Annotated in this window: 25 protein-coding genes; 10 read left to right on the top strand and 15 right to left on the bottom strand. The window is 70.7% G+C overall.

Annotation, left to right across the window (positions count from 1 at the left end):
* The first annotated feature begins 239 nt into the window (after nucleotides 1-239).
* Nucleotides 240-1,958, top strand: coding sequence for an aa3-type cytochrome oxidase subunit I (gene ctaD, locus ACWCXX_RS28355; protein ID WP_451132055.1), 1,719 nt, complete (start codon nucleotides 240-242; stop codon nucleotides 1,956-1,958).
* Nucleotides 1,955-2,347, top strand: coding sequence for an aa3-type cytochrome oxidase subunit IV (gene ctaF, locus ACWCXX_RS28350; protein ID WP_451132053.1), 393 nt, complete (start codon nucleotides 1,955-1,957; stop codon nucleotides 2,345-2,347). Before ctaD ends, ctaF begins: the two co-directional genes overlap by 4 nt.
* A 57-nt stretch (nucleotides 2,348-2,404) precedes the next feature.
* Here ctaF and qcrB read toward each other — a convergent pair whose 3' ends face one another.
* Together qcrB and ACWCXX_RS28340 are read right to left on the bottom strand one after the other, a co-directional pair.
* Nucleotides 2,405-4,015 carry a cytochrome bc1 complex cytochrome b subunit gene (gene qcrB, locus ACWCXX_RS28345; protein ID WP_451132097.1) on the bottom strand — a complete coding sequence of 537 codons (1,611 nt, stop codon included), beginning with the start codon at nucleotides 4,013-4,015 and terminating at the stop codon, nucleotides 2,405-2,407.
* A gap of 282 nt (nucleotides 4,016-4,297) precedes the next feature.
* Nucleotides 4,298-5,311, bottom strand: coding sequence for an SDR family oxidoreductase (locus tag ACWCXX_RS28340; protein WP_451132051.1), 1,014 nt, complete (start codon nucleotides 5,309-5,311; stop codon nucleotides 4,298-4,300).
* 407 nt (nucleotides 5,312-5,718) lie between these two features.
* On the opposite strand from ACWCXX_RS28340, the gene ACWCXX_RS28335 reads away from it, so the two are divergent.
* Entirely contained in the window at nucleotides 5,719-5,895 is a 177-nt protein-coding gene (locus ACWCXX_RS28335; protein ID WP_451132049.1) for a hypothetical protein, read from the top strand.
* Between the two features lie 131 nt (nucleotides 5,896-6,026).
* Here the strand turns inward: ACWCXX_RS28335 and ACWCXX_RS28330 are convergent, their stop codons facing one another.
* Both ACWCXX_RS28330 and ACWCXX_RS28325 read right to left on the bottom strand, forming a co-directional pair.
* Nucleotides 6,027-6,704 (bottom strand): HAD family hydrolase, encoded by a 678-nt coding sequence (locus ACWCXX_RS28330; RefSeq protein ID WP_451132047.1) that lies wholly within the window; start codon nucleotides 6,702-6,704, stop codon nucleotides 6,027-6,029.
* A gap of 208 nt (nucleotides 6,705-6,912) precedes the next feature.
* Entirely contained in the window at nucleotides 6,913-7,239 is a 327-nt protein-coding gene (locus tag ACWCXX_RS28325; protein WP_451132045.1) for a plasmid stabilization protein, read from the bottom strand.
* A 284-nt stretch (nucleotides 7,240-7,523) separates the two neighbouring features.
* Between ACWCXX_RS28325 and ACWCXX_RS28320 the strand changes: the two genes are divergently transcribed.
* The 4 genes from ACWCXX_RS28320 (at nucleotide 7,524) to ACWCXX_RS28305 (ending at nucleotide 10,708) form a co-directional block, all read left to right on the top strand.
* On the top strand, nucleotides 7,524-7,703 hold the full coding sequence (locus tag ACWCXX_RS28320) for a CsbD family protein (RefSeq protein WP_451132043.1): 180 nt from the start codon (nucleotides 7,524-7,526) through the stop codon (nucleotides 7,701-7,703).
* 249 nt (nucleotides 7,704-7,952) lie between these two features.
* On the top strand, nucleotides 7,953-8,594 hold the full coding sequence (locus ACWCXX_RS28315) for a histone protein (protein ID WP_451132041.1): 642 nt from the start codon (nucleotides 7,953-7,955) through the stop codon (nucleotides 8,592-8,594).
* Nucleotides 8,595-8,600: 6 nt separating this feature from the next.
* Nucleotides 8,601-9,590: an SRPBCC family protein gene (locus ACWCXX_RS28310; protein WP_451132039.1), complete on the top strand. Its 990-nt coding sequence runs from the start codon at nucleotides 8,601-8,603 to the stop codon at nucleotides 9,588-9,590.
* A 212-nt stretch (nucleotides 9,591-9,802) separates the two neighbouring features.
* Entirely contained in the window at nucleotides 9,803-10,708 is a 906-nt protein-coding gene (locus ACWCXX_RS28305; RefSeq protein ID WP_451132037.1) for a Rieske 2Fe-2S domain-containing protein, read from the top strand.
* A gap of 66 nt (nucleotides 10,709-10,774) precedes the next feature.
* On the opposite strand, the gene ACWCXX_RS28300 is transcribed toward ACWCXX_RS28305, so the two are convergent.
* From ACWCXX_RS28300 to ACWCXX_RS28255, 10 genes are all read right to left on the bottom strand, one after another.
* On the bottom strand, nucleotides 10,775-11,170 hold the full coding sequence (locus tag ACWCXX_RS28300) for a gas vesicle protein K (protein ID WP_451132035.1): 396 nt from the start codon (nucleotides 11,168-11,170) through the stop codon (nucleotides 10,775-10,777).
* A 9-nt stretch (nucleotides 11,171-11,179) separates the two neighbouring features.
* On the bottom strand, nucleotides 11,180-11,407 hold the full coding sequence (locus ACWCXX_RS28295; RefSeq protein WP_451132033.1) for a gas vesicle protein: 228 nt from the start codon (nucleotides 11,405-11,407) through the stop codon (nucleotides 11,180-11,182).
* Entirely contained in the window at nucleotides 11,404-12,213 is an 810-nt protein-coding gene (locus ACWCXX_RS28290; protein ID WP_451132031.1) for a GvpL/GvpF family gas vesicle protein, read from the bottom strand. Before ACWCXX_RS28290 ends, ACWCXX_RS28295 begins: the two co-directional genes overlap by 4 nt.
* A complete protein-coding gene (gvpJ, locus tag ACWCXX_RS28285) occupies nucleotides 12,210-12,653 on the bottom strand; it encodes a gas vesicle protein GvpJ (RefSeq protein ID WP_451132029.1) in 444 nt (147 codons plus the stop codon). The genes ACWCXX_RS28290 and gvpJ (ACWCXX_RS28285) overlap by 4 nt, the downstream gene beginning before the upstream one ends.
* An 84-nt stretch (nucleotides 12,654-12,737) precedes the next feature.
* On the bottom strand, nucleotides 12,738-12,989 hold the full coding sequence (locus ACWCXX_RS28280; protein WP_451132027.1) for a gas vesicle protein GvpG: 252 nt from the start codon (nucleotides 12,987-12,989) through the stop codon (nucleotides 12,738-12,740).
* Nucleotides 12,990-12,997: 8 nt separating this feature from the next.
* Entirely contained in the window at nucleotides 12,998-13,711 is a 714-nt protein-coding gene (locus tag ACWCXX_RS28275; RefSeq protein ID WP_451132025.1) for a GvpL/GvpF family gas vesicle protein, read from the bottom strand.
* 3 nt (nucleotides 13,712-13,714) lie between these two features.
* Entirely contained in the window at nucleotides 13,715-14,179 is a 465-nt protein-coding gene (gvpJ, locus tag ACWCXX_RS28270) for a gas vesicle protein GvpJ (RefSeq protein WP_451132023.1), read from the bottom strand.
* Nucleotides 14,180-14,260: 81 nt separating this feature from the next.
* Nucleotides 14,261-14,644: a gas vesicle protein GvpO gene (locus ACWCXX_RS28265; RefSeq protein ID WP_451132021.1), complete on the bottom strand. Its 384-nt coding sequence runs from the start codon at nucleotides 14,642-14,644 to the stop codon at nucleotides 14,261-14,263.
* A 242-nt stretch (nucleotides 14,645-14,886) separates the two neighbouring features.
* The gene (locus ACWCXX_RS28260; protein ID WP_451132019.1) at nucleotides 14,887-16,014 is read right to left on the bottom strand and encodes a glutamate--cysteine ligase; all 1,128 of its coding nucleotides are present in this window, start codon (nucleotides 16,012-16,014) and stop codon (nucleotides 14,887-14,889) included.
* 133 nt (nucleotides 16,015-16,147) lie between these two features.
* Nucleotides 16,148-16,981, bottom strand: a complete 834-nt coding sequence (locus ACWCXX_RS28255; RefSeq protein WP_451132017.1) for a class II glutamine amidotransferase — start codon at nucleotides 16,979-16,981, stop codon at nucleotides 16,148-16,150.
* A gap of 316 nt (nucleotides 16,982-17,297) precedes the next feature.
* Between ACWCXX_RS28255 and ACWCXX_RS28250 the strand changes: the two genes are divergently transcribed.
* From ACWCXX_RS28250 to ACWCXX_RS28240, 3 genes are all read left to right on the top strand, one after another.
* Nucleotides 17,298-17,855, top strand: coding sequence for a hemerythrin domain-containing protein (locus ACWCXX_RS28250; RefSeq protein ID WP_451132015.1), 558 nt, complete (start codon nucleotides 17,298-17,300; stop codon nucleotides 17,853-17,855).
* A gap of 69 nt (nucleotides 17,856-17,924) precedes the next feature.
* On the top strand, nucleotides 17,925-20,417 hold the full coding sequence (locus tag ACWCXX_RS28245; RefSeq protein ID WP_451132013.1) for a molybdopterin oxidoreductase family protein: 2,493 nt from the start codon (nucleotides 17,925-17,927) through the stop codon (nucleotides 20,415-20,417).
* Complete coding sequence (locus ACWCXX_RS28240) at nucleotides 20,414-20,893, top strand: hypothetical protein (protein WP_451132011.1); 480 nt, start codon at nucleotides 20,414-20,416, stop codon at nucleotides 20,891-20,893. The genes ACWCXX_RS28245 and ACWCXX_RS28240 overlap by 4 nt, the downstream gene beginning before the upstream one ends.
* Nucleotides 20,894-21,001: 108 nt before the next feature.
* On the opposite strand, the gene ACWCXX_RS28235 is transcribed toward ACWCXX_RS28240, so the two are convergent.
* Entirely contained in the window at nucleotides 21,002-22,630 is a 1,629-nt protein-coding gene (locus ACWCXX_RS28235) for a hypothetical protein (RefSeq protein ID WP_451132009.1), read from the bottom strand.
* Nucleotides 22,631-22,791: the final 161 nt, after the last annotated feature.

Raw genomic sequence — 22,791 nt, 5'->3', positions numbered from 1 at the left:
TCGTTCATACCGGTGGAGAACCGGTGCCCCGGCCCGTCACCCGCCGCCGCATCGTCCGGCGGGGTCGGCGCGAGCCCCTCCCCCGTCGGGTCGCCGGCGTTTCCGTGCCACCGGGCGCCATCGGTACGTCGTGACGGCCAATCAGCTCACAGGCAGGTTTCCGACCGATCGCAAGAGGCTACCCAGCAGGCGCGACGGTGGGCCCGGCCACTGCCGCCACCCGGAACCGCGGAGGCACCATGGCACGGCTGGCACACCCACGGGAGACCCTCCCGGAGGAGGACGTGGCCGACAACCCCCGGATGCGGGCGGGCTGTCGGATCCGGGAGATCCTGACGACGACCGATCACAAGACGATCGGCAACATGTACCTCGTCACCTCGTTCGCCTTCTTCCTGTTCGCCGGGGCGCTGGCGATGATCATGCGTGCCGAGCTGGCGCGGCCGGGCATGCAGATCCTGGACCCGACCCAGTACAACCAGTTGTTCACCGTGCACGGCACGATCATGATGCTGCTGTTCGCGACGCCCACCTTCGCCGGGTTCGCGAACGCCGTCATGCCGCTGCAGATCGGCTCGCCCGACGTGGCGTTCCCCCGGCTCAACGCGCTGACCTACTGGCTGTTCCTCTTCGGGGGCCTGATCGTCGTCAGCGGACTCATCGTGCCCGGCGGTGCCGCCTCCTTCGGCTGGTTCGCCTACGCCCCGCTGAACAGCGCCATCCGCTCGCCCGGGGCCGGGGGCGACCTGTGGGCGATGGGGCTGGTCCTGAGCGGCATCAGCACCACTCTGGGATCCGTGAACTTCATCGCCACGATCGTCTGTCTGCGCGCCCCGGGCATGACGATGTTCCGCATGCCGATCTTCACCTGGAACGTCCTCTTCACCTCGCTCCTGGTGCTGCTGGCGTTCCCCGTGCTGACGGCGGCCCTGCTGGCGCTGATGGCGGACCGCAAGTTCGGTGCGCACGTCTACGATCCCGCCAACGGCGGGGCCCTGCTCTGGCAGCACCTGTTCTGGTTCTTCGGGCACCCCGAGGTCTACATCGTCGCGTTGCCCTTCTTCGGCGTGGTGACCGAGATCCTGCCGGTGTTCAGCCGAAAACCCGTCTTCGGCTATGTCGGGATGGTGGGCGCCACCATCGCCATCACCATGCTCTCGGCCAGCGTCTGGGCCCACCACATGTTCGCCACGGGAGCCGTCCTGCTCCCCTTCTTCTCGCTCATGTCGTTCCTGATCGCGGTGCCGACCGGGGTGAAGTTCTTCAACTGGATCGGCACGATGTGGAACGGAAGCCTCTCGTTCGAGACCCCGATGCTCTGGGCCCTGGGTTTTCTCGCCACTTTCCTGCTCGGCGGGCTGAGCGGGGTCCTCGTCGCCTCACCGCCCCTGGACTTCCACGTCACCGACAGCTACTTCGTCGTCGCCCATCTGCACTACGTGCTGTTCGGCACGATCGTCTTCGCCATGTTCGGCGGCTTCTACTTCTGGTGGCCCAAGATGACCGGGAAAATGCTCGACGAACGGCTCGGCGCAATCCACTTCTGGACCCTGTTCGCCGGTTTCCAGATCACCTTCCTCGTCCAGCACTGGCTCGGCGAGAAGGGAATGCCCCGCCGGTACGCGGACTACCTCGCGGCCGACGACTTCACCGTGCTCAACACCGTCTCCTCGGCAGGCTCCTTCCTGCTCGGAGTCTCCACCCTGCCCTTCCTCTACAACGTCTGGAGGACCGCCAGGTACGCCCCCGAGGTGAAGGTGAACGACCCCTGGGGATTCGGCCGTTCACTCGAATGGGCCACCTCCTGTCCCCCGCCGCGGCACAACTTCGAGGCGTTGCCACGAATCCGTTCCGACTCGCCCGCCTTCGATCTGAACCATCCCGAGGTGCTCGGCCCCGGAGCGGCGGAGAGCGGCGGCACGCCGACCCCGGACACGCTCGGGGGGCGGGGCGAATGAAACCGGAAGCCCAACTCTTCGCCGGTGTGGCCCTGTTCTTCCTGGTCACCGATGTCGTCTACGCCTGCTTCGCGCGCGAACCCGTCGGTGTCGCGGTCCTGACCGTCTCCTTCCTCATGTCGGCGCTCATCGCCTTCTTCTGCGGGACGAACCATCGCAGGAAGGGTGCGAGGCCCGAGGACCGCCCGGAATCGGAGATCCGGGAACGTTCCGGTCCCATGGGCTTCTTCCCCCCGTACAGCATCTTTCCGGTGGTCGTCGCCGTGGGGGCGGCGCTGATCGGCCTGGGCGTGGTCTACGCGCTCTTCCTGTTCCTCCTCGGTCTCGGGATCACCCTCGCCGGGGTGCTCGGCATGACGTTCCAGTTCGCCGGGCGGGAGGACGACTAGTGCTGTGGCAGGGCCGTCCGGCACGGCCTTCGCGGACCGGCCCCGGGGGGCGTGTTCCTACCGTTCCTCCGGCTCGCCCACCGGGTCCTTGAGCCTCTCCGAGATCTCGGCCCGCTGTTCCTCGGTCGTCGGCATGTCGACCCGGTCGCGGTAGTACCAGCGGCTCAGCAGGGAGCGGAGCCGGGCCCGGCGCGTCGCCCGGCCGCCGGGCGCGGCGAGCGGCAGGGGAACGTCCCTCACCAGTGCCCGGTGACGTCGGGCACCGTCGAGCTGCCGACGGCTTTCGCTGATCGCGCCGTAGACGTTCTGCTCGATCTGCCCCGTCTCCAGCCCCTCCCGCATGAGTTGACGCTCGCGCGCCTGCAGGGCGAGACACACCCGTTTGGTGACGAGGTAGGCGATCACCGGCGCGAGGACCAGCGCGATCCGGAGAATCCACGTCAGTGTTTCCACCGAGACGCGGAAGACGAGGGCCGTGACGTCGTTGCCGCCCGCCAGCAGCAGGACCGCGTAGAAGACGACGGCCCCCGCTCCCAGGCCGGTGCGCGTGGGACGGTCCCGCGGCCTGTCGCACAGGTGGTGTTCCATGTCGTCGCCCGTGACCCACTTCTCGAAGAAGGGATAGAGGTAGAGGACCAGGAAGACCAGGCCGGGCAACAGCACCGCGGGGACGAGCACGTTCCACATGAGCGTGTGTCCCGCCACCGTGTTCTCCCACGGGGGCATGAGGCGCAGCGCGCCTTCCAGGAATCCGACGTACCAGTCGGGCTGGGAGTCGAGGGAGACCTGATCCGCCCGGTAGGGGCCGTAGCTCCAGACCGGATTGATCTGGGCGGTGGCGCCGAGCCAGGCGGTGACCCCGGCGACCATCAGGCTCAGCCCCGTCGACTTGGCGGCGAAGTGCGGAACCATCGGCTGCCCCACCGCGTTGCGGTTGGTCCTGCCGGGAGCCGCCCACTGGGTGTGTTTCAGGTAGACGACCATCACCAGGTGGAGCAGCACCAGGGCGATGAGGAGAGCGGGGACGAAGAGGACGTGGACGATGTAGAGGCGCGGGAGGATGACATGGCCGGGGAACGAACCGCCCCACAGGAAATGGCTCAGGTACGTGCCCACGACGGGGAGGGAGGTCACGATGGTGTTCGCGGTGCGCATGCCCGTTCCGGACAGCAGGTCGTCGGGCAGGGAGTAGCCGCAGAAACCCTCCAGGAGGGCGAGGAGGAACAGCGTCACGCCCACCGTCCAGTTGACCTCCCGGGGCCGGCGGAACGCGCCGGTGAAGAACACCCGGAGCATGTGCACGCCCAGGGCCGCGACGAAGAGCAGCGCCGCCCAGTGGTGCATCTGCCGGATCAGCAGTCCGCCCCGCACGTCGAAGCTGATGTGCAGGGTCGAGGCGTATGCCTGGGAGACCGGCAGACCGTGCAGGGGAGCGTAGGAGCCGAGGTAGGGCCCCGATTTCATGCCGGGGTCGAAGAACAACGTCAGAAAGCTTCCGGTCAGCACCAGGACGACCAGGCTGTACAGCGCCAGCTCCCCCAGGAGGAACGACCAGTGGTCCGGGAACGCCTTGCGCATCATCCCCCCGGCCACCTCCGAGAGGGGTGTCCGGCGGTCGGCCGCGACGTAGGCCTCCCGGACGGTCCGGCGTGCCCTCTCCTTGAGCATGCGTCTGCGGCTGGGGAACAGAAGCACCGGTCAACTCCTCTTCGGCTTGCGGGTGGCACACCGAGAAGCGCGCCCACGGCACACACCGCGCCACTGCGCACTATGGGGGCCGCCCGGCACGTACCGCCGCATTACGCAGATCAGGGGCACGGCGCTCACACAAAAAGCTGCCACAGGGCTCCGGTCCCGGACAGCGCGCGCAGGGGCATCCGCCCGGCCGGAGACACCGGCGCCGTGGACGCACACGGCGGGTGGTGTTCCCGCGGTCGGCACGCCGGGTGCTCAGGGGCGCCGGTTGCGCCATGCGCGCAGGGCGACTCCTCCGGCGGCGAGCGCGGAGAGGGAGCAGATCGGCCGGGCGTGCCGGGAGAGCCACATCTGCGCGCAGCGGCCGTGGGCCCGGTCGTCGAACACGCCGTGGGCGCCGTAGTCGCGTGCGGTGGCGCCCGCTCCGTCCAGCGGTTGCCAGAGGTTGTCGGGCCGATGGGCCGGGGCGGTTTCTCCGGTCTGCTGCGAGTCGTAGCCGGTGCGTGCGAGATAGCGGTCCAGCAGCCCGGCGGCGACCTTGTCGGCCAGGATGGTGGCCACGGTCGACGCCCCCACGTAGTACTGCTTGCGTCGGGGGTGGTCGGCGGCGTGCACCACGGCGCGGGCGGCGACCTCCGGCTGGTAGATGGGTGGAACGGGCTGCGGGTGCCGGGGCAGCCGGGACAGGCTCCAGGAGAACTGCGGTGTGTTGACCGCCGGCAGTTGCACCGCGGTGATCCGTACGCCGCTCCGTCGGTGCATGAGCTCGGTGCGGACCGAGGACGTGAATCCGTTCACGGCGTGCTTGGCCCCGCAGTACGCCGACTGCAGCGGGATGGAACGCACTGCCAGCGCCGACCCCACCTGCACGATCGTGCCGCTGTCCCGGGGCAGCATCCGCGCCAGTGCCGCGCGCGTGCCGTTCACGTATCCCAGGTAGCTGACCTCGGTGACGCGCCGGAACTCCTCCGGACCGATCTCGGTGAACGGCGCGAACACCGACACGAAGGCCACATTGACCCACACGTCGACAGGACCGAGGACGCTCTCGATGCGCTCGGCCGCAGCGTGCACGGCGGTGTGATCGGCCATGTCCGCCGGGACGACGAGTGCCTCGGCCCCCAGTTCCCGCAGTTCGTCCGCCGCGGCGCGCAGCCCCGTCAGTCCTCGCGCGACGAGCCCGACCCGGTCACCCCGGCGGGCGAACTCCCGGGCGGTCGCACGCCCGATCCCGGCACTCGCTCCGGTGACGACGACCGTCCTGGGCATGAGAAGCACCTTTCTTCACGACGGGGGAGCGCCGGGCCCGGCTTCCCGCGCTGCGGGAGAGGGGCCGCCCCGGGCCCGCCCCCGTTCCGGGATCCGCGGGAGAACACACTGGACGCACCGCTCGTCCGGACCGCGCGATCTGCGGCGCGGACGCGATTCTCGACTACCCGCTCCCGCGCACGTCCCTTACCCGCTCCCGCGCACGTCCCTGCCCCGGGCGGCAGAACGTACCGCAATGGCCGAGCAAGGCCCTCGTGCCGTGGCGGGCTCCGCCTCCCCGCCCCGAAGAGGCCGTACGGACCCGTCCGGCGGGCCGCGGCGTCCGCTTCGCGACGGAACCGGAAGTGGGAGTATGGAGAACGTGGGGCGTCCCGCGAGGGGCGCCGAAGCGAGAGGAGGGCTTCTCCATGTCCGACTCCGAGTTCTACCGCCGTGACCGGCCCGAGAACGCCGAGCTTCCCGAGGACCGGCCCCGTGGAGGCGGGCCGGAAGATCCGTCCCCCAAGCACCGGTCTCCGTGGGTGTGGATCGTCGTGGTCGTGATCATCGTGCTGGTGGTCGCCATCGTGGTGCCGCTGATCTGAGTCGGGGCGACGGAGCCGGCACTGCAGGCTCCCGGGGTCCGTGCGAGACCGTCTCCCCCGGCAGACCGCACGCCCGGCCGTACCGGTCGATGCCGCGGGGTCATTTCTGACTGCATGTCAAACTCCTTTGGTCACTGGGACATCGACTCCATTCGCGCGAACACGCTGGTGTCCAGACGCGCGAGGAGGTCTGCCGGGCTCCGATAGGTCTCGACCGCCCCGGCCTCTTCGAGGGCCGCTCGGGAGACCCCTCCGGTGAGCAGGGCGACGGGGGTCACGCCCGCTCCGGCCGCTGCACGCATGTCCCAGACGGAGTCCCCCGTGCAGACCGTCCGGTCGCCGGTCCCGCCGACGATCTCCATGGCCCGGCGGAAGGGCTCGGGGGCGGGCTTCCCCTCCCCCACGTCGTCCGCGCTCGTCGCCCCCGCGATGGCGTCGTCGGCGTCGAGTGCCCGGCGCAGCGCGGCAAGTTCACGGTCGGACGCCGATGTGGCCAGCACGACCTTCCAGCCCCTCGACGCCAGGGCACGCAACAGGTCGGCCGCGCCGTCGAGGGCGGGCAGCCGCTCGAAACAGGTGGCGTAGAGCGCGGTGTGGGCGTCGCTGATACGGGTGTCCTGCTCGCGGTCCCGGTCCGTTCCGAGGAGATGGTCGAGGAGGTCCGCCGGGCCGAGGCCGATGGCGTCGTGCACCGCGGTCATCGGCACCGTGTGCCCGGCCTGCCGCAATGCCTCCCACCACGCGGTCACGTGCAGGTAGTTGGTGTCCACGAGCGTGCCGTCGACGTCGAACAGGGCGGAGCGGGTCATGGTGGTACGCCTTTCGTCGGGCGGGGCGGCGGCTCGTGGTGCGGTCGGCGGGCTCGCACTCCGCACGACCACCGCGCCGCCCCGCCCGGCCCGGGAACGATCTCCTGCGGCCGCCGTCGACGCGGACAGGGGAACCTCCGTGGGCCCGTGCCCGTGAGGGGCCGCGCGGCGGCCGTCCGCGTCGGCTCCGAGGCGGGAGATCCGCGGTTCAGCGGCCGAGCGCCTCGCGCAGTTGTTGCTTGTTCATGGACGAACGGCCTTCGATGTGCTTCTTCTTCGCCTCCTCGTACAGCTGGTCGCGCGTGGGGCCCTGGGATCCGCCGTGGGAACGTTCCCCGCCGCGCTGGGAGGAGGATTTCGGGTCACGGGTGGAGGTTCTGCTCGACGTGCGGGCCTCACCCGACCGTGCGCGTTCCTTGTTCACCACACGTGCGGCGAGTTCCTTCGCGCGTTCCTTCGAAGCTCCGCGCTCCTCGGCGCTTTCCTTGACATGCTCGTACTGGCGCTCACGCTTCTTGCTCGATCCGGCCGGCATGACAGCTCCTGGGGTTGGCCGCGGCACGGAATTCGGCCGCGGCGACGGGAGGGGGACTCCTTCCCATTGCACGCGCGATGCCTGTCCCACGCCACAGGAACTCGGGCCCGTGACGTGGGAATCGTTGGGCCGATCACGTGGTCGGGGAACGCCGGGACCGAACCGCGGTGCGTCCGGTCCTCCCTGCGATCCCCGGCCTCGGCGTCCCCACCACACCGCGCCGATGCCCCCTGAAGGAACTAATTTTGGTAGGGAGAGCGAAATCCCCCATCGGAGGAGTCGTAATGACTCACGGAAGCGGCAAGGACAAGATCAAGGGCAAGGCGAAAGAAGCCTTGGGCAAGTTGACGGGCAACCGGCGCAAGGAAGCCGAGGGCAGGATCGAGCAGGCCAAGGGCGAGGCGAAGAAGAAGATGAGTGGCGGCATCGACCGCACTCCGCCGCAGGTGCCGCCTGCCCGCTAGGGCGTGTTTCCGTCGTGTGACCGGAGGCGGCCTGCGGGGTGGGAGAACTGCCCGACGAGGCCCGCCCGGCCTTGAGGAGAATACGGGCCGTTCGCCGCTTCGGGGAACGAGTCCGCTTTGCGCTGCGCGAGGTGGCCGACAGGTGTTCCGGCAAGAAGCACGGCGGATCGCGCGGCGATTCCCGCGGCGAGAAATCGATTCCGCCGCGGTGCGATTCCTGCTCGACGCCCACGAGAGGGTGAATCACCCATGACCGAAGGAAACAAGCTGTTGCTCGCCGCGGCACTGGCGGGCGGCTACGTCCTGGGGCGCACCAAGAAAGGACGCCTCGCTCTCACCGCGGCTTCCTACCTGGCAGGACGCCGGCTCGGGATCGATCCGCGGAGCCTCGTGACCCAGGGCGTGAAGAAGCTCGGGGAGATTCCGCAGGTCGCGGATTTGGGCGACCAACTGCGCGGAGAGCTGATGACGGCCGGCCGCGAGGCCGTTTCCACGGCTGCCGACCGCCGTCTCTCCGCACTCGCCGATTCCGTCCGGGAACGAACCCTCCGGCTGGAGAACGCCGGCGGGGACGAGGAGGAGGACGAGGAGGAATACGAGCCGGAGGAGGACGAGGAGGCGGAGAAGGAGGAGAAGGAGCCGCGCGGTCGCGGTTCGCGCAGCGGGGTGGGGCGGGGCAAGGGAAATCGCACCCCGGCGAAGTCCTCCTCCGCTCGCGCGGAAGGAGAGGACGCCGAGAAGACGGGCGGACGCAAGCGGGGACCGGCCAAGAAGACGACACCTTCCAGGAAACCCCCGACGAAGGGGAAAGCCACCGGGAAGGCCGCGCCGCGGGAGAAGTCCTCTTCCGCCGGGAAGAAGACATCGTCCCGCACCGAGCACCGAAGGTGACCAGTCATGACACAACGGCAGCAGGAGACCGCGGAGTCGGGGCTCGACCGGCTCCGTGACGAGCTGGCGGACTACCTGACGGCTCGAATCGGAGATCTGGCGGAGCGGGCGAGCGACAAGCTGTTCGACGTGACGGACCAGTTGACCGACGTCGCGGCCAACGGCGGGGTGCTCTCCCGCGTGGGAGCGGGCCTCCTCGGCGGAGACTCCCCCGTCAAGGCGGTGTTGTCCGGGACGGCGAAGGGGGTCAAGGACAAGCTCCTGGCCAAGGTGAAGGGCTCCTCCTCCGTCGGCAGCGGAAGCGGACCGGGAGACCGGAAGGTCACCAACATGGTCGAAGTGATCGACGTGGGCGTTCCCCTGCGCACGGCCTACGACCACTGGACGCAGTACGAAAGGTTCAGCAGGTTCACCAAGGGTGTGCGCAACGTCTCGATGGCCGACGAGACGACGAGCGACTGGAAGGTCAAGGTGGGCCCCTCGACGCGGGGCTGGAAGGCGACCGTCCGGGAGCAGGTTCCCGACGAGCGCATCGTCTGGAATTCCGAGGGGAGCAAGGGCTCGACACGGGGCGCCGTGAGTTTCCACGAACTGACCCCCGGGCTGACCCGCATCGTGCTGGTCGTCGAGTACTACGCGTCCGGGCTGTTCGAGAAGACGGGAAACCTCTGGCGCGCCCAGGGCCGGAGGCTGCGGCTGGACCTCAAGCACTTCCAGCGCTACGTCACCCTCACCGAGGAAACGCCCGAGGGCTGGCGGGGCGAGATCCGGGACGGCGAGGTCGTACGGACCCACGAAGAAGCCGTTGAGGACGAGGAAGCGCAGAGGGACGAAGAGCCCGGGGAAACGGACGAGGAAGACGAGGAGGACGAAGCGGGCGAGAAGGGCGAGCCCGACGAGGAGGACGAGGAACCGGAGGCGGATGACGAATGGGAGGAGGACGACGCCGAGGAAGCCGAGGACGAGGAGGAGGACGCGGAGGACGAGGAGGAATGAGGCCGCCCGGCCCGGCGGGGGCGCCCCCGGCTCCCCCGCCCCCCTGGCGCCCCCGCGTGCCCGGTTCCCCCGCGTGACTCCGCTGTCCCGCAACCACCGGAGTGGCGCCGCGACCCGGACGTTTGGGGATCGTACGCGCATGGCAAACGCCTGCCATGCGGCCTTCAACGAGAAGTACGGAATTCACCGGCCCCGGTCCGTGCGGTGGCACGGTGAGGGGTGGCACCGCCCGCGCCGAGCGGCTTCTCCTGCGGTGCCTCGACGCGCTGGGCCGTGCGGAGAAGCTCGATGCGGTGTCCTTCCCGCTGCGCCGGGTGGTGCGAGGGCTGCCCCTGGGTCTCTCCCGCGATGTCCTGCACGGTCTGCCGATCGGGCATCCGCTGCACCCCGCCCTCGTGCAGGTCCCCATGGGCGCGTGGCTGTCGGCGGCGGTGCTGGACTTCGTTCCCGGAAGCCGTCGCGGTGCGCGGGTGCTGGTGGGCGTGGGGGTCCTCGGAGCGGTGCCCGCGGCACTGGCCGGCTGGGTGGACTGGGCGGAGCAGCACCCGGAGCAGATGCGCACCGGCTTGGTCCACTCGGCGTCCGTCACCACCGCCGTCGCGTTGTACGCCGGTTCGTGGGCGCACCGCGGCCGGGGCGGCCGTCCGGTCCTGGCGAGGGCGCTCGGGTTCGCGGGGCTGTGTGCCGTCGGTGTCGGCGGGCTGCTGGGCGGCCACCTCGCCTACCGGCAGGCGGCCGGGTCCAACAAGACCGAACCGGTCGCGCACCTGCTGGAAGAGGGCTGGCATCCCGTGGGCGAGGTGGAGGACTTCCCGGTGGGCGTGGCGGTCCGTCGGGAGTTGGGAGAGGTGCCCCTTCTGGTGTTCCGGGAGCGGGACGGGCGGGTGCATGTCCTCGCCGAGCGCTGCAGTCATTTCTCGGGGCCCCTGTCCGAGGGCAGGATCGCCGACGGGTGCGTGGAGTGCCCCTGGCACGGCAGTGTCTTCCGGCTGTCGGACGGCGCCAACGTGCGCGGCCCGGCCACCGCTCCGCAGCCGACCTTCCGCGTCCGGGTGGATCACGAGGGCATCGTGCGGGTGCGGGTGCGGTTGCCCGGTGCGGGTCCGGGCGGCCGATGACCCGGCGGCGACCACCGGTTCCCTCCGGCCGCGGCGGAGCACCGCGCGGTCTCATTCGGCGCGGTCTCATTCGGGAGGAGGCAGCAGGGTTCCGAGCGGACCGAGGTCCAGGTTGAGGTCGCTCATCGAGAGGCCGTACCGGGCGCAGAGTTCGGTCATGCGGTCGTGCAGGATCATCAGTGTCATCCCCAGTCGTTCCTCCTGTTCCTCCGTGAGGTCCCCCGCATCGACCCTGCGCAGGGCCTGGCGTTCCATGAGCTGTCGCAGCAACTCGACGAGGGTGAGGACGAGTTTGACGAGGTCGCGTTCCACCGTGTCGGGGTCCGCGATCACCCTGTGGACCGGTTGCCGAGGGCTGCTCGGTGCGTCCTCCCTCGTGGCGGCCAGGGACCGGAGTGCGCGGTCGGCGGCTTCGGTGATCTCGTCGAGGCGGCTGCGGGGCCGGTGCTCCTCGCCGGTCATCGTCGTCTCCTACGAGTGCGGTCGGATGTTCCACGGTGCGGGGTTCTGCTCGCTGATGGAAACCATCAGGGTGCGCAGGGATATGCGTACGAGGTCGATGTCGGCGATCGACAGCACGATGTCCCCGGTGAGGACGGCACCTCCGCCGAGCAACCGGTCCAGCAGGTCGATCAGCGCCACTTGACGGTCGGGAAGCGGTTCCCCGGCGGGGACCGGCAGACCTTCCACGGGCCTCACGGCGCTTCCTCCTCCCGGTCCTCCGGGGTGTCGGGGGCAGCGAACGAGTACGGGGCCCACGGGCCCGTGATCTCGACGTGCACGCCCGTGAGTCCCTCCGCCGCGCGTGCGACACCGGCCCGGAACTCCTCGGTGTGCCGCAGCGGGACCAGGTAGGCGTCGTTGGTGACGTTCTCTCCCCTCCTGGGTGCGATCCCGCCCTGCTGCGGGCGGTGTCTGACCCGGCCGACCGCGTAGGGCCGGGCGGCGGACTCGATGCGTTCGGCCGCTTGTCCGGCGTGGTGGTAGGCGTCCTCGCGGGCGCTGCGCTGGGCCCTGCGGCGGTTCAGGTAGGCCCGTCCGGGGCTCGGTTCCCCGGCGGGCGGCCGGGTTCTCGGGGGCTGGGCCGCCGGTTCGTCGACGAAGACCTTGACGCCCCATTCGGCACGACAGGCCAAGTCGTCGAGCCGGGAATCGAACGCGTCGCACCGGCCCTCGAGCACGGAACGCACGCGCTCGTCGTCCAGATACACCGTCACCAGCCGGAGCGGCAGGACGGTCGTGCGTTCCGCGAGCGCCTCGATCACCCGGTGGTGGGCGCGGGCCGTGGCCTCCAGCCAGTCCAGGTCCTCCAGGCGCGACCGCAGGTCGGCCTCCCCGAATTCGTTTCCGGAGACCGGGCTCACGGCGACCGCCAGACCGGCGCAGGATTCCGAACGCACCAGGTGGACCGGCGCCCCGGACACCCCGGAGAGGTCCGTCAGCGTTTCCTCCAGTGCCGGGGCGTCCCGCGCGACCGCGTACGCGTAACTGACGACGGCGGTCATGGCTCGTCCCGTTCGTCGGCCGGTTCGGGCCGCTCGTCGTGGGGGGCGTCGTGGGAAGGTGCGTCGGCGGGTTCCGCGCGCCCGTCCGGCAACGCCCCCGGCTCCCGGCGCAGCGCCTCGACCTCGGCGCGCAGGCGTCTGTTCTCCTCGGTGAGCGAGCGGTATCCGTCGTGGGCGCGCGAGGACAGCGACGGGTCGTGCTCCCACCAGTCGATGCCCATTTCCTTGGCCTTGTCCACCGACGCGACCAGCAGGCGCAGTTTGATGGTGAGCAGTTCGATGTCCAGGAGGTTGATGCGTATGTCGCCCGCGATGACGATGCCCTTGTCCAGGACCCGCTCCAGGATGTCGGCGAGATTGGTCGAGGACTGCTGGGCGTAGGGTCCGGGGCCGGTCCGGGACGGCAGGCCCCCCAGACTCCTGGCAACGGGTTCGGTCACGGTCGCCGCACCTCGATTCCCTGCTCCTCCGTCGCGCCGGCGAACGCGTCGGTCCGGGTTCCCGCCGGGTGGCGGGGGCCTCGGTCAGCCGGTGCTCCCTCGCGTCCGGGCCCTGATCTCGTCCAGCCTGTCCAGCAGTTCGTCCTCGCGCCGGTCGAAGGTGTCCTCATCGATCTCTCCCGACAGCAGCCGTCGTTCGAGCCCGGCGAGTTCCCGCTCGACCGGACCGGGGTCGTAGTACTCGTCCTCCGCCGCCTCGACGACGCGTTCGATCACCCAGACCGCTCCGCGCACGGGCGCCAGGGGAAGAGTGACGAGCTGGGTGAGCAGTCCCATCGCGCCTCCTAGACGAAGCTGTACGGGGCCAGCGGGCCGCGCAGCCGCAGCTCGTAGTCGGGGCCGAGTTCCTCCGCGAGGCCCTGCTCGGCGGCGAGGAAGGGCTTCTCCTCGTCCCTGTCCACCAGGAAGGACGCGTTGAGGAAGTCGTCACCCGTCGGCCGGGACACATGGTGCTCCCGCGCGAAACCGCGCAGTGCCTCCACGATCCCGTCGGTTGTCCGGCCCTGTCTGGCCTGCACTTCTCCGGCCACCAGCTCCCCCAGCGCGAGCGGCAGTTGCGGGCCGCCGCGGCCGCTCCTGATCTCTTCGTTGAGTCTGTTCGCCTCTTCGGACTCACGGAGGATCTGCCGCAGCAGCGCGTCCTCGTCCTGCGCGGCCTTCAGGTTGTACTCGACGCAGCCTTCCAGTGCCCGGAGGCGTTCGAGGAACTGCTCGGTGCGTTCCTCCAGCACCGCCCGCACCGCCTCGTCGTCCGTCGTGGTGAAGCCGAACTGCAGCGGAAGAACCGTGCCCTCGCCCATCAGGTGCTCCTGGACCGCCTGGTGAGCGGCGAGGTCCCGGCGTTTGGGGCGCAGCCCCTCCGGGGCGTCGCTGACGACGGCGGACAGCTTCTCCCCGTGCACGGTGCGGAGTTTCTCCGGCGGATTCCCCACCCCTGTCAGGCCGTTCAGGCGCTGGGGATGTGTCCTGGCGACGATGGCGTAGACGTACACGGCCATGACTCACTCCTTCCGGCGCCGGGCGGCGGGCCGACGTCGCGGCCGTTCCTGCCGCTCCTCGAGCTCCTCGGTTTCCTCGTCGTCCTCGCCCCCGCCTCCCCTGAGGACATCGCTCAGGACTTCGGCCGCCCCGCTCAGGGCGCCCTTCGCCTTGCCGTGGGAGCCGCCCTCGGTCACGCCCTCGGTCACCTCTCCGACCAGGTCGGTCAGCTTGGAGGGGGCCTTGCGCCCCGCTTCCAGGTCGAGGCGGTTGCACGCCTCCGCGAAGCGCAGATAGGTGTCCACGCTGGCCACGACGACGCGGGCGTCGATCTTGAGGATCTCGATGCCCACCAGTGAGACCCGGGCGAAGACGTCGATGACGAGGCCGCGATCGAGGATCAGATCGAGAATGTCGTAGAGATTGGCAGAGCCTCCGCCCCCGCCTCCCATGGCGACGGTTCCTCCGCCTTGCGGCACCACAGTCATGGGGTGCCTCCCTTCAGTGGCTCGCCCCGACCCGGGTGCGGCCGTTTCGTCCTTCCTTCGCGTACCGGCGGCATCCGGCGTTCAGCCGTTGCGGTCCACCTGTCCCCGCGTGTAACGGCGGGTGCGCTCGTACTCCACCAGCTCGCCTTTCTCGTCCAACAGCACCCGGTAGCTCGCCATGATGCTCGTGGTGCTGGGGACGCGTTCCAGTTCCAGGACTTCTATGTCCGCCTGCCAGCCGTCGTCGGTCGGTCTGACGGCCGATACCGACTCCGGGGCCCTGCCCAGCAGCCCTCGCAGCTGCTCGGCCGCGCGTCGCATGGCCTGGGGTGCGGAAACGCCGGGCGCTGCGCGTTCGGCTTCGCTCCTGCGGCCTTCGTCGGATCCGTCGCCAGCTTTCCTGCCCGTCTTCCTGCCGGACGGACGCCGGGGACGCCCGGTCTCTTCTTCTTCGGCTGCGGCCATGTTTTTACTCTCCGAAGGCGGAGACGACATGCTGCCCTGTGGTGCCCTCGTCGTACCGAGAGCGCCATTTCATGATATAGGCCTTTTGTGGGAGTCTCGCTCGCAGGCTTCCCGACCGGACGCGGGAAGGGCCCGTGCCTCGCGTCACGGTCCGTACGGGCCGTGGCGGACGCCGCACGAAGGGTTCGTCCGGGCGGGTCTCCGGTCCGGGCCGGGATGTGCCGCGACGGGCGGCGGTCCCGTCACCCTCGGGTGATGCCGACGCACTCGCGGACAGTGGCGCGCAGGCTGCCCGTGCGGCGCAGCAGCTCGCGCTGGGTCCGGGCGCCCGTCCCCCGGGCCAGGAGGGACCTCAGCGCTCCTTCGACCGGGTCCAGGTCCCCGTAGGCGTCCAGGGCCTCGCGTACGTGTTCCAGCAGGGCGCCCACCACTTCCGGAGCGGGCCGGGGCCGCATGGTGCGGGGGTGGAGCAGATCGTCCTCCAGCCCCCACCGGCCGGCCTGCCAGGCGGCCATCCGCAGGAGCCCCGCGCCGAACCGGGCCGGGGGCTCACCGGTCCGCCACTGCCGGGCCGCCGTCTCCACCAGACCGCGGACCAGGGAGGCGAGCAGGGCCGTGTCCCCCGCGTGGAGGCAGACGTCGGCCACCCTGATCTCGACCGTGGGGTAGCGGTGCGACAGCCGTGCGTCGAAGTAGACCATCCCCTTGTCGCGCAGCACCCCCGTGTCGAGCAGTTCCCGCACGTGCGCGTGGTAACGCTCGGCGCTCCCGAACGCCTCCACCGGGCCGGCCGACGGCCAGCGGTCCCAGACCCTGCTCCGGTAGCTGCTGTACGAGCTGTCGCGGCCCTGCCAGAAAGGCGAGTTGGCGCTCAGGGCCAGCAGCACGGACAGCCACGGGCGCGCCCGGTCCAGCACGCCGACGCCTTCGTCGTCCGAGGCCACGGCCACGTGGACGTGGCATCCGCAGGTCAGTTGTTCCTGCGCGGTCAGGCCGAATCGCCGCTCCAGCCATTGGTACCGTTCGCCCGTGCCGATCGACGGACCGACGGGCAGCGGCGAGGTGGCCAGCGCGGCCACGGCGGCGCCCGAGTCCGCGGCGTGTTCGGCGGCCTCGGCGCGGCAGCGGACGATCTCCTCCGCCAAGTCGTGCATCGAGGTCTGCGGGGTCGTGGCGAACTCCAGCTGCTGGCGGTGGAGTTCGGATTCGAAGACCGAATCGCCCCGGGTCCGGCAGCCCGCCCTGGCCAGCACCGCCGTCGACAGGGCCTGGGCCTCGCCTCTCTCCGCGTCCACGAGAAGGAGTTCTTCCTCGACGCCCACGGTCCGCACGACGCCATACCTCCGCTCGCAGATGCCTTTTTCAAGCATCCACCGGAATCGGCCCCGCCGCCTCCCTGCCGAGGTCCGCCGCACCGTCCCGCGCACGGACCTCCCCGGGCCCGCCCGGCGGAAGGCCGCACGGTCTTCCCGGGCCTCCGGAGCCCCGTCCCGGGGCCGGTCCTCAGGCGGCCACCGGCTCGAAGGGAAGGAGTTCGTCGGTGCCCGGCTGCACCACTCCGTAGCTGCTCTCCGGCACCTCGTTCCAGAGGCCGGGCAGGTCTCCCAGCGGTTCGGAAACCACCAGCCGCGTCTCGTCGGACATGCCCCTCAGGACTTCCAGGTCGGGGTGGAGTGCTCGCACGCTGTCCACCCGGCGGCTGTAGAAGAGCGACCTGGATTCGCGGCTGCTCGAATAGCGGAAGGTCCACAGCCGTTCCCCGTCGGACACCGCCACCGTCATCTGGAGCGGATGCTCCACCCCCGCCCGCCGGCCAACCTGTTCGACGAAGCCCGCCATCCGGGCCACGGCACCGGGCGCGTCCTGGTCCAGACCGAACGTGACGGCCAGGTAGAACATCACTTCCGAGTCGGTGGAGCCTTCGAGCGCGGAGAAGAGCGAGGGGTCGACGGCGAGGGCGAGTTCCCGGCGCAGCCTGGGAAAATCGGTGATCGCGCCGTTGTGCATCCACATCCAGCGGCCGTGCCGGAAGGGGTGGCAGTTGGTCTGCTGCACGGCCGTTCCCGTCGAGGCGCGCACATGGGCGAAGAACAGTGGCGAGCGCACGTGCGCGGCGATCTCACGGAGGTTGCGGTTGTTCCAGGCCGGGCCGGTGTCGCGGATCACCGCCGGAGTCTCGGCGTGGGGCCCGTACCAGCCGATGCCGAAGCCGTCGCCGTTGGTCGTCTCGACGCCCATGCGCGCGTGCAGGCTCTGGTCGATGAGGGAGTGCTCCGGCTTGTACAGCAGGTCACCGAGCAGCACGGACTGTCCCGAGTAGGCGAGCCATCGGCACATGAGCGGCCCCTTCCCCCCGGCGCGTACGAATGGTTCCGGCACCTTGCCCCCCTTCTGTTCACGGTACCGAGAGGCGCCGGGCCCCGCTCGCGCGTTCTCGGGAGCGCGGCTGTGGCACCGCGTGCCGTGGGGTGGTGCGGAGTGGTCCGGTGAGCCGTCGCAGTGAGGAGCATGAGCTGTCGCGGTGAGGAGCGCGGAATCCGCAGGAGTCCGTCCGGCACGTGCGGTAGATCGTCCGGTGCGCGCCACGAGGTGTGAGCGGCCCAGCGGTGGCCCTGCCCGGGTGCCCACGGCGGAACGAGGCGGAGGTACGGAAGTGGGACACGGCGGGAACGCGATCGAGGAGCTCACGGTCGATCACCGGGAGGTCGACGCACTGTTCGACCGGATCGAGGCGCTGCCGGTCGGTGATCCGCGGCGGCGGAAGCTGGCGGACGAGCTGACCGCGGAACTCGTCCGGCATTCGGTGGCCGAGGAGGAGTACCTCTATCCCGCCGTGCGCCGGTACGTGGAGGGTGGTGACGAGCTGGCGGACAAGGAACTCGCCGATCACGCCAAGGTCGAAAGGCTCCTGAAGGACCTGGAGAGCCGACAGCCGGAGGAGACGGAGTTCAACGACCTGGTCGCGAAGGTGAAGTTCGAGGTCGCCGACCACGTGCGCGACGAGGAAGGACGGCTGTTCCCCCTGCTGGCCGCCGCCTGCACGCCCGAGACACTGGACGACCTCGGTGAGAAGGTCCGCCGTGCGAAGAGGACGGCCCCCACCCGTCCGCACCCCTCCGCCCCCGACACGCCTCCCGCCGACAAGCTGCTCGCCCCCGGCGTCGGGCTCGTCGACCGGGCCCGTGACCTGCTTGCCGGCCGCGGCAACTGACACCGCCCCGCACCAAAAGGCGTGCGGCGGCTCCTCGGTGCTGAAATCCATGATCTCGGGAGGCAGGCAGTGCACGCTCCGGTGGACCGTATCGCCGACCCCTGGGGCACTCGCACCCCGTACGGACGCCATGGAAGCTGGCCGTCGAGAGTGGACACGTATCTGGCCGACGGAGTGGAGCCCGGCTCCGTGGAGCGGTGGGTGCGGACCGCGTCGATCCTGCAGTCGAACGGCGATGCCATGGACATCGCGGTCCGGGAGGGCCGCATGGTCGGGGTGCGCGGCCGGGCGGCCGACCGGGTCAACCGGGGCCGGCTGGGTCCCAAGGACCTCTTCGGCTGGCAGGCGAACGCCTCGCCCGACCGGCTGACCGCACCCTTGGTGCGGCGGGGGGACCGTCTGGTGGAATGCGACTGGGAAACGGCGATGCAGAAGATCGTGTCGTGTTCCCGTTCGCTCCTCGACGAACGGGGCCCCGGGGCGATCGGCTTCTACACCTCGGGCCAGTTGTTCCTGGAGGAGTACTACACCCTGTCGGTGATCGCCCGTGCCGGCATCGGGACCGGTCATCTGGACGGGAACACCCGCCTGTGCACCTCCACCGCGGCCGAGGCGCTCAAGGAGTCCTTCGGCTGCGACGGCCAGCCCGGCAGTTACGACGACATCGACCACGCGGACGTCATCGCGCTGTTCGGGCACAATCCGGCGGAGACCCAGCCGGTTCAGTGGATGCGCGTCCTCGACCGGCTCGACGGCGGCGCCCCGCCCCGGCTGGTGTGCGTGGACCCGCGTCCCACCCCGGTCGCCCGCCGGTCGACCGTGCACCTCGCCCCGCGCGGCGGGACGAACGTGGCCCTGCTCAACTCCCTCCTGCACGAGATCATCCGTACCGGCCGCATCGACGAGGACTTCGTCGGCGCCCACACCGTGGGCTTCGACGACCTGGCGAAAACGGTCGCGGCCTGCACCCCGCGATGGGCCGCGGAAATCTGTGACGTACCGGCCGCCCGGATCTGTGAGGCGGCGGAAGTACTCGGCACCGCCGACAGTCTGCTGTCCACCGTGCTGCAGGGCGTCTACCAGTCCCACCAGGCCACGGCCGCCGCCGTGCAAATCAACAATCTGCACCTGATCCGGGGCATGCTCGGACGTCCCGGCGCCGGCATCCTGCAGATGAACGGCCAGCCCACCGCGCAGAACACCCGGGAGTGCGGCGCCGACGGGGACCTGCCGGGCTTCCGCAACTGGGAGAACGACGAGCACGTGGCCGACCTGGCCCGGGTGTGGAACGTCGAGCCCGCCACGATCCCGCACTACGCACCGCCGACCCACGCCATGCAGATGTTCCGCTACGCGGAGCAGGGCACTATCCGGATGCTCTGGATCAGTGGCACCAACCCGGCCGTGTCCCTCCCCGAGCTGTCCCGCATCCGCTCGGTCCTGTCCCGGGAACAGCTCTTCGTCGTCGTGCAGGACCTCTTCCTCACCGAGACCGCGCAGCTGGCCGACGTCGTACTGCCCGCCGCGACCTGGGGCGAGAAGACCGGCACCTTCACCAACGCCGACCGCACCGTGCACCTGTCCGAGAAGGCCGTCGAACCGCCCGGCGGGGCACGACCGGACCTCGACATCCTTCTCGACTACGCGACCCGGATGGACTTCCGCGACAAGGACGGCGGCCCACTGATCCCCTGGACGGACGCCGAATCGGCCTTCGAGGCGTGGAAGCGTTGCAGCGCCGGGCGTTCCTGCGACTACACCGGCCTCACCTACGACGGACTGCGCGGCAGCGGCAGCGGAATCCAGTGGCCCTGCAACGAACGGGCCCCGGACGGGACCGGCCGTCTGTACACCGACGGCATCACCTGGGCCCACCCGGACGTGTGCGAGAGCTACGGCAAGGACCTCCTCACCGGAGCCTCCGTGGGAGAGGTCGCGTACCGGTCGCTCAACCCCGCGGGCAAGGCCGTGCTCAAGGGCGCCGAGTACCTCCCGCCGCACGAGTCGCCCGACGGCTCCCACCCCTTCCAGCTGACGACCGGGCGCACCCTCTACCACTTCCACACCCGTACGAAGACCGGCCGCGCCCCGCAGCTGGCCGCGGCGGCGCCCGACGTGTGGGTGGAGATCTCCGCCCCGGACGCGGCGGCCCAGGGGCTCGCCGAGGGGGACCTCGCGGAGGTGACGAGCCCACGGGGGTCGGTGAGGGCACGCGTACGCGTCACGGACATCCGCCCCGGCCTGCTGTTCGTTCCCTTCCACTACGGGTACTGGGACACCCCCGGCGGCCACGGCCCGCAGGACTCCTCGCACGGTCGCGCCGCGAACGAGACGACGGTCACCGCCTGGGACCCGGCCTCCAAACAGCCCCTGTACAAAACGGCCGCCGCAGCGATCGGCCTGGTGGAGAAGGGGGCGGGGCGGCACTCGCCCGCCCCCACCAACACGGCCTCCGCGCCCGCCCGCGCCCATCTCGTCCCGGCCACCGAAGGCGGCGTCCCGGCGCTCGTCGAGGAGACCGTCGAGCCGTACGGGGCCACCGGCGAGGGAGAAGAGCGGTGAACGGCATCGCCCCGGCCCTGCGAGCGGTGCACCGCGGCGAGCGGTGGCTCGCGGAGAACCTCGTCCTCGTCGCCGAGCGCCATCGCTCCGAGCACGAGGTCCACCACGTCGCGATGGACCTCGCCCGGTGGTCCGAGGAGCACTGCCTGCGGGTGGCCGAGGCGGGCGCCCGCTACGGGCCGGTCCCCGACGGTCCGCCGAGCCTGCCGGTCCCCGGGCCCGCCCCGGCCGCGACAAAGGATGCGGCCGACCGGCCGGAGCTCGTTCCGCTCCTCCTGCGCGACCTGGTCCGCCTGCATCTGGGCGCGGTCGAGAACTCCCTGCACTGGGAGATGCTGGCCCAGGCGGCGCAGGCGGTCCGGGACGCCGAGCTGCTGCGGCTGGTCACGACGTGCCACTCCCGGACGCTGCGTCAGATGCGCTGGAGCAACACCCTGATCAAGAACCTCTCGCCCCAGGCCCTGACCGCCACGTGAACGCCTCACGGCCGGACGAGAACCTCCGTGACCGGCCGAAGTGTCCACAGCAGGACGGCACTTGGCGTGGCGGGTTCCCGGCCGCAGGGGTGTCGGCCGGCCAGTCGATCAGTCCATCAGTCCGTCCGATTCGAGCAGGATTCCCTCGTAGGCGAGCCACTGGGCGAAGGCGTGCAGTCCACGCGCCAGGGTCGTCGCGGGTGTCCAGCCGGGCGGCCGGCCGGTGCCGGACGGGGCGGGCCGGACGGGGTCGCCGCCCGGCGCCGTGCGCACCGGTACGGGCCGCACGGCGTCGTGCACGGTCCGGGCCAACTCGGCCGTCGTACACGGCTCCTCGGCCGCGACCACGAGGTCGTGGCTCTCCGGCCGCTCGCGCAGAACCGTCTCGATCGCGTCGGCGAGGTCGTTGACGTACAGGGGACGCACCGGGGCGTCCGGGTCGCCCACGACCGTGACGGGACGGCTGCGCAGCGCGTCCCACACCATGCGGCCGACGAGGGTGTGGCGCGAGCAGCCCGGACCGTAGACCTCCCCCACGCCCAGTGTGTACGGGACGGGTTCGCCGTGCGGACGGACCGTCACCTCCGGTTGTGCGCAGTGGAGTCGGGTCAGGTCGATCACGGCGGCGAAACGCTCCGGCCGGTCGGCCAGCCTGCGCACGAGGTGTTCGCCGAGCGGGGTCGCCGCCCCGCGCCAGACGAGGCCGTCCGCCCGCCGCGGGCGGTGCGGGCGGTGCTCGGCGGCGGCTTCGCGCCCGGCCCGCAGTGCCCGGTGCGCCACCTCGGCCAGGGGCTCGCGGCGGCGCGCGATCAGCTCCTCCGTACCGGCGTTGCTGATGCCGCCCGGACCGATCGTCGCCACCGCCTCCAGGTACGTATCCGATGCCGTGGGCGGCTCGGCGAGTCCGGTGCGGCCCGCCTCGAACCCCATGGTCAGGGCCGTCAGCCAGGTCCCCCGCACGTCCGCCCCGGTCGCTCCGGTGCGGGGCGGGCGCAGCAGAGAGGCGGGCAGTCCGGCGCCGCGGAGGTACTGTTCCGCGTCGAGGTGCAGCCAGTGTTGCGGGCCGGAGCCCGGGACCCGTACCGCGCACTGCGCGACACCGTGCTTGAAGAACGGCAGCACCGTCAGCCCGGTGAGGGTCCTGCCCTCCTCCCCCGCCCGGTCCTCCGGCAGGAAGCAGACCGAGCGGCGCGGGCCGCGGAAGGCGTTGCCGGAGATCGAGCCGCGGTCCTCGTGCTCGGCGAGGTTGGGCACGGCGACGTAGCGCGGAACGCCGTTGTCCCTCAAGTAACGATGCATCAGAATGTCGTCGGGCCAACCGCCTAGGCGCTGTCTGCCGTAGGTGACGAAGCCCTCGGCGACCCGGCGCGGCAGCACGATCGCCACGCACGGGAAGTACTCGTTGACGGCGCCGACCCAGCGGGCGCCCGCCATCGCCCCGAACCGCACGGCCGCCCCGTTGCGGGAGTCCCAGAGGGCGAACAGGGCCAGGGCCGCGTCGGGAAACTCCTCGATCGCGTGCCGGACCCGGTCGAAGAAGGATTCGGACAACACCATGTCGTCCTGGACCACCAGTTGATGTGTGGCCCCGTCCTCGATCGCCGACCACGCGGCGAGCGCGGTGCGCAGCACCGACGGGGTGCCCGTGGGGTCGGGGTCCATGACCACCCGCAGCAGGCCGGACGGGGCGGCCAGGGCCATTTTCTCGGCTGCCGCGCGGCGTCTGGGATGGGTCATGACCACCGCGCTGAGCCGTTGACGCGTCATACGTTCTGCCTCTCTCCGAATCGTCCGGTGTGGCCGGACGCAGGCCGGATCCGGACAGTACGGGCCCCTCCGACGGCCCGCAAGAGTGCCGAAATCGCCCTCTGGCAGGGCGAGTACGGGCCCGTGGATGC

The organism is Streptomyces sp. NPDC001732, assembly GCF_053596315.1.
Note: the sequence above shows the minus strand (reverse complement) of the source record. Positions and strands in the feature narration are given on the sequence as shown.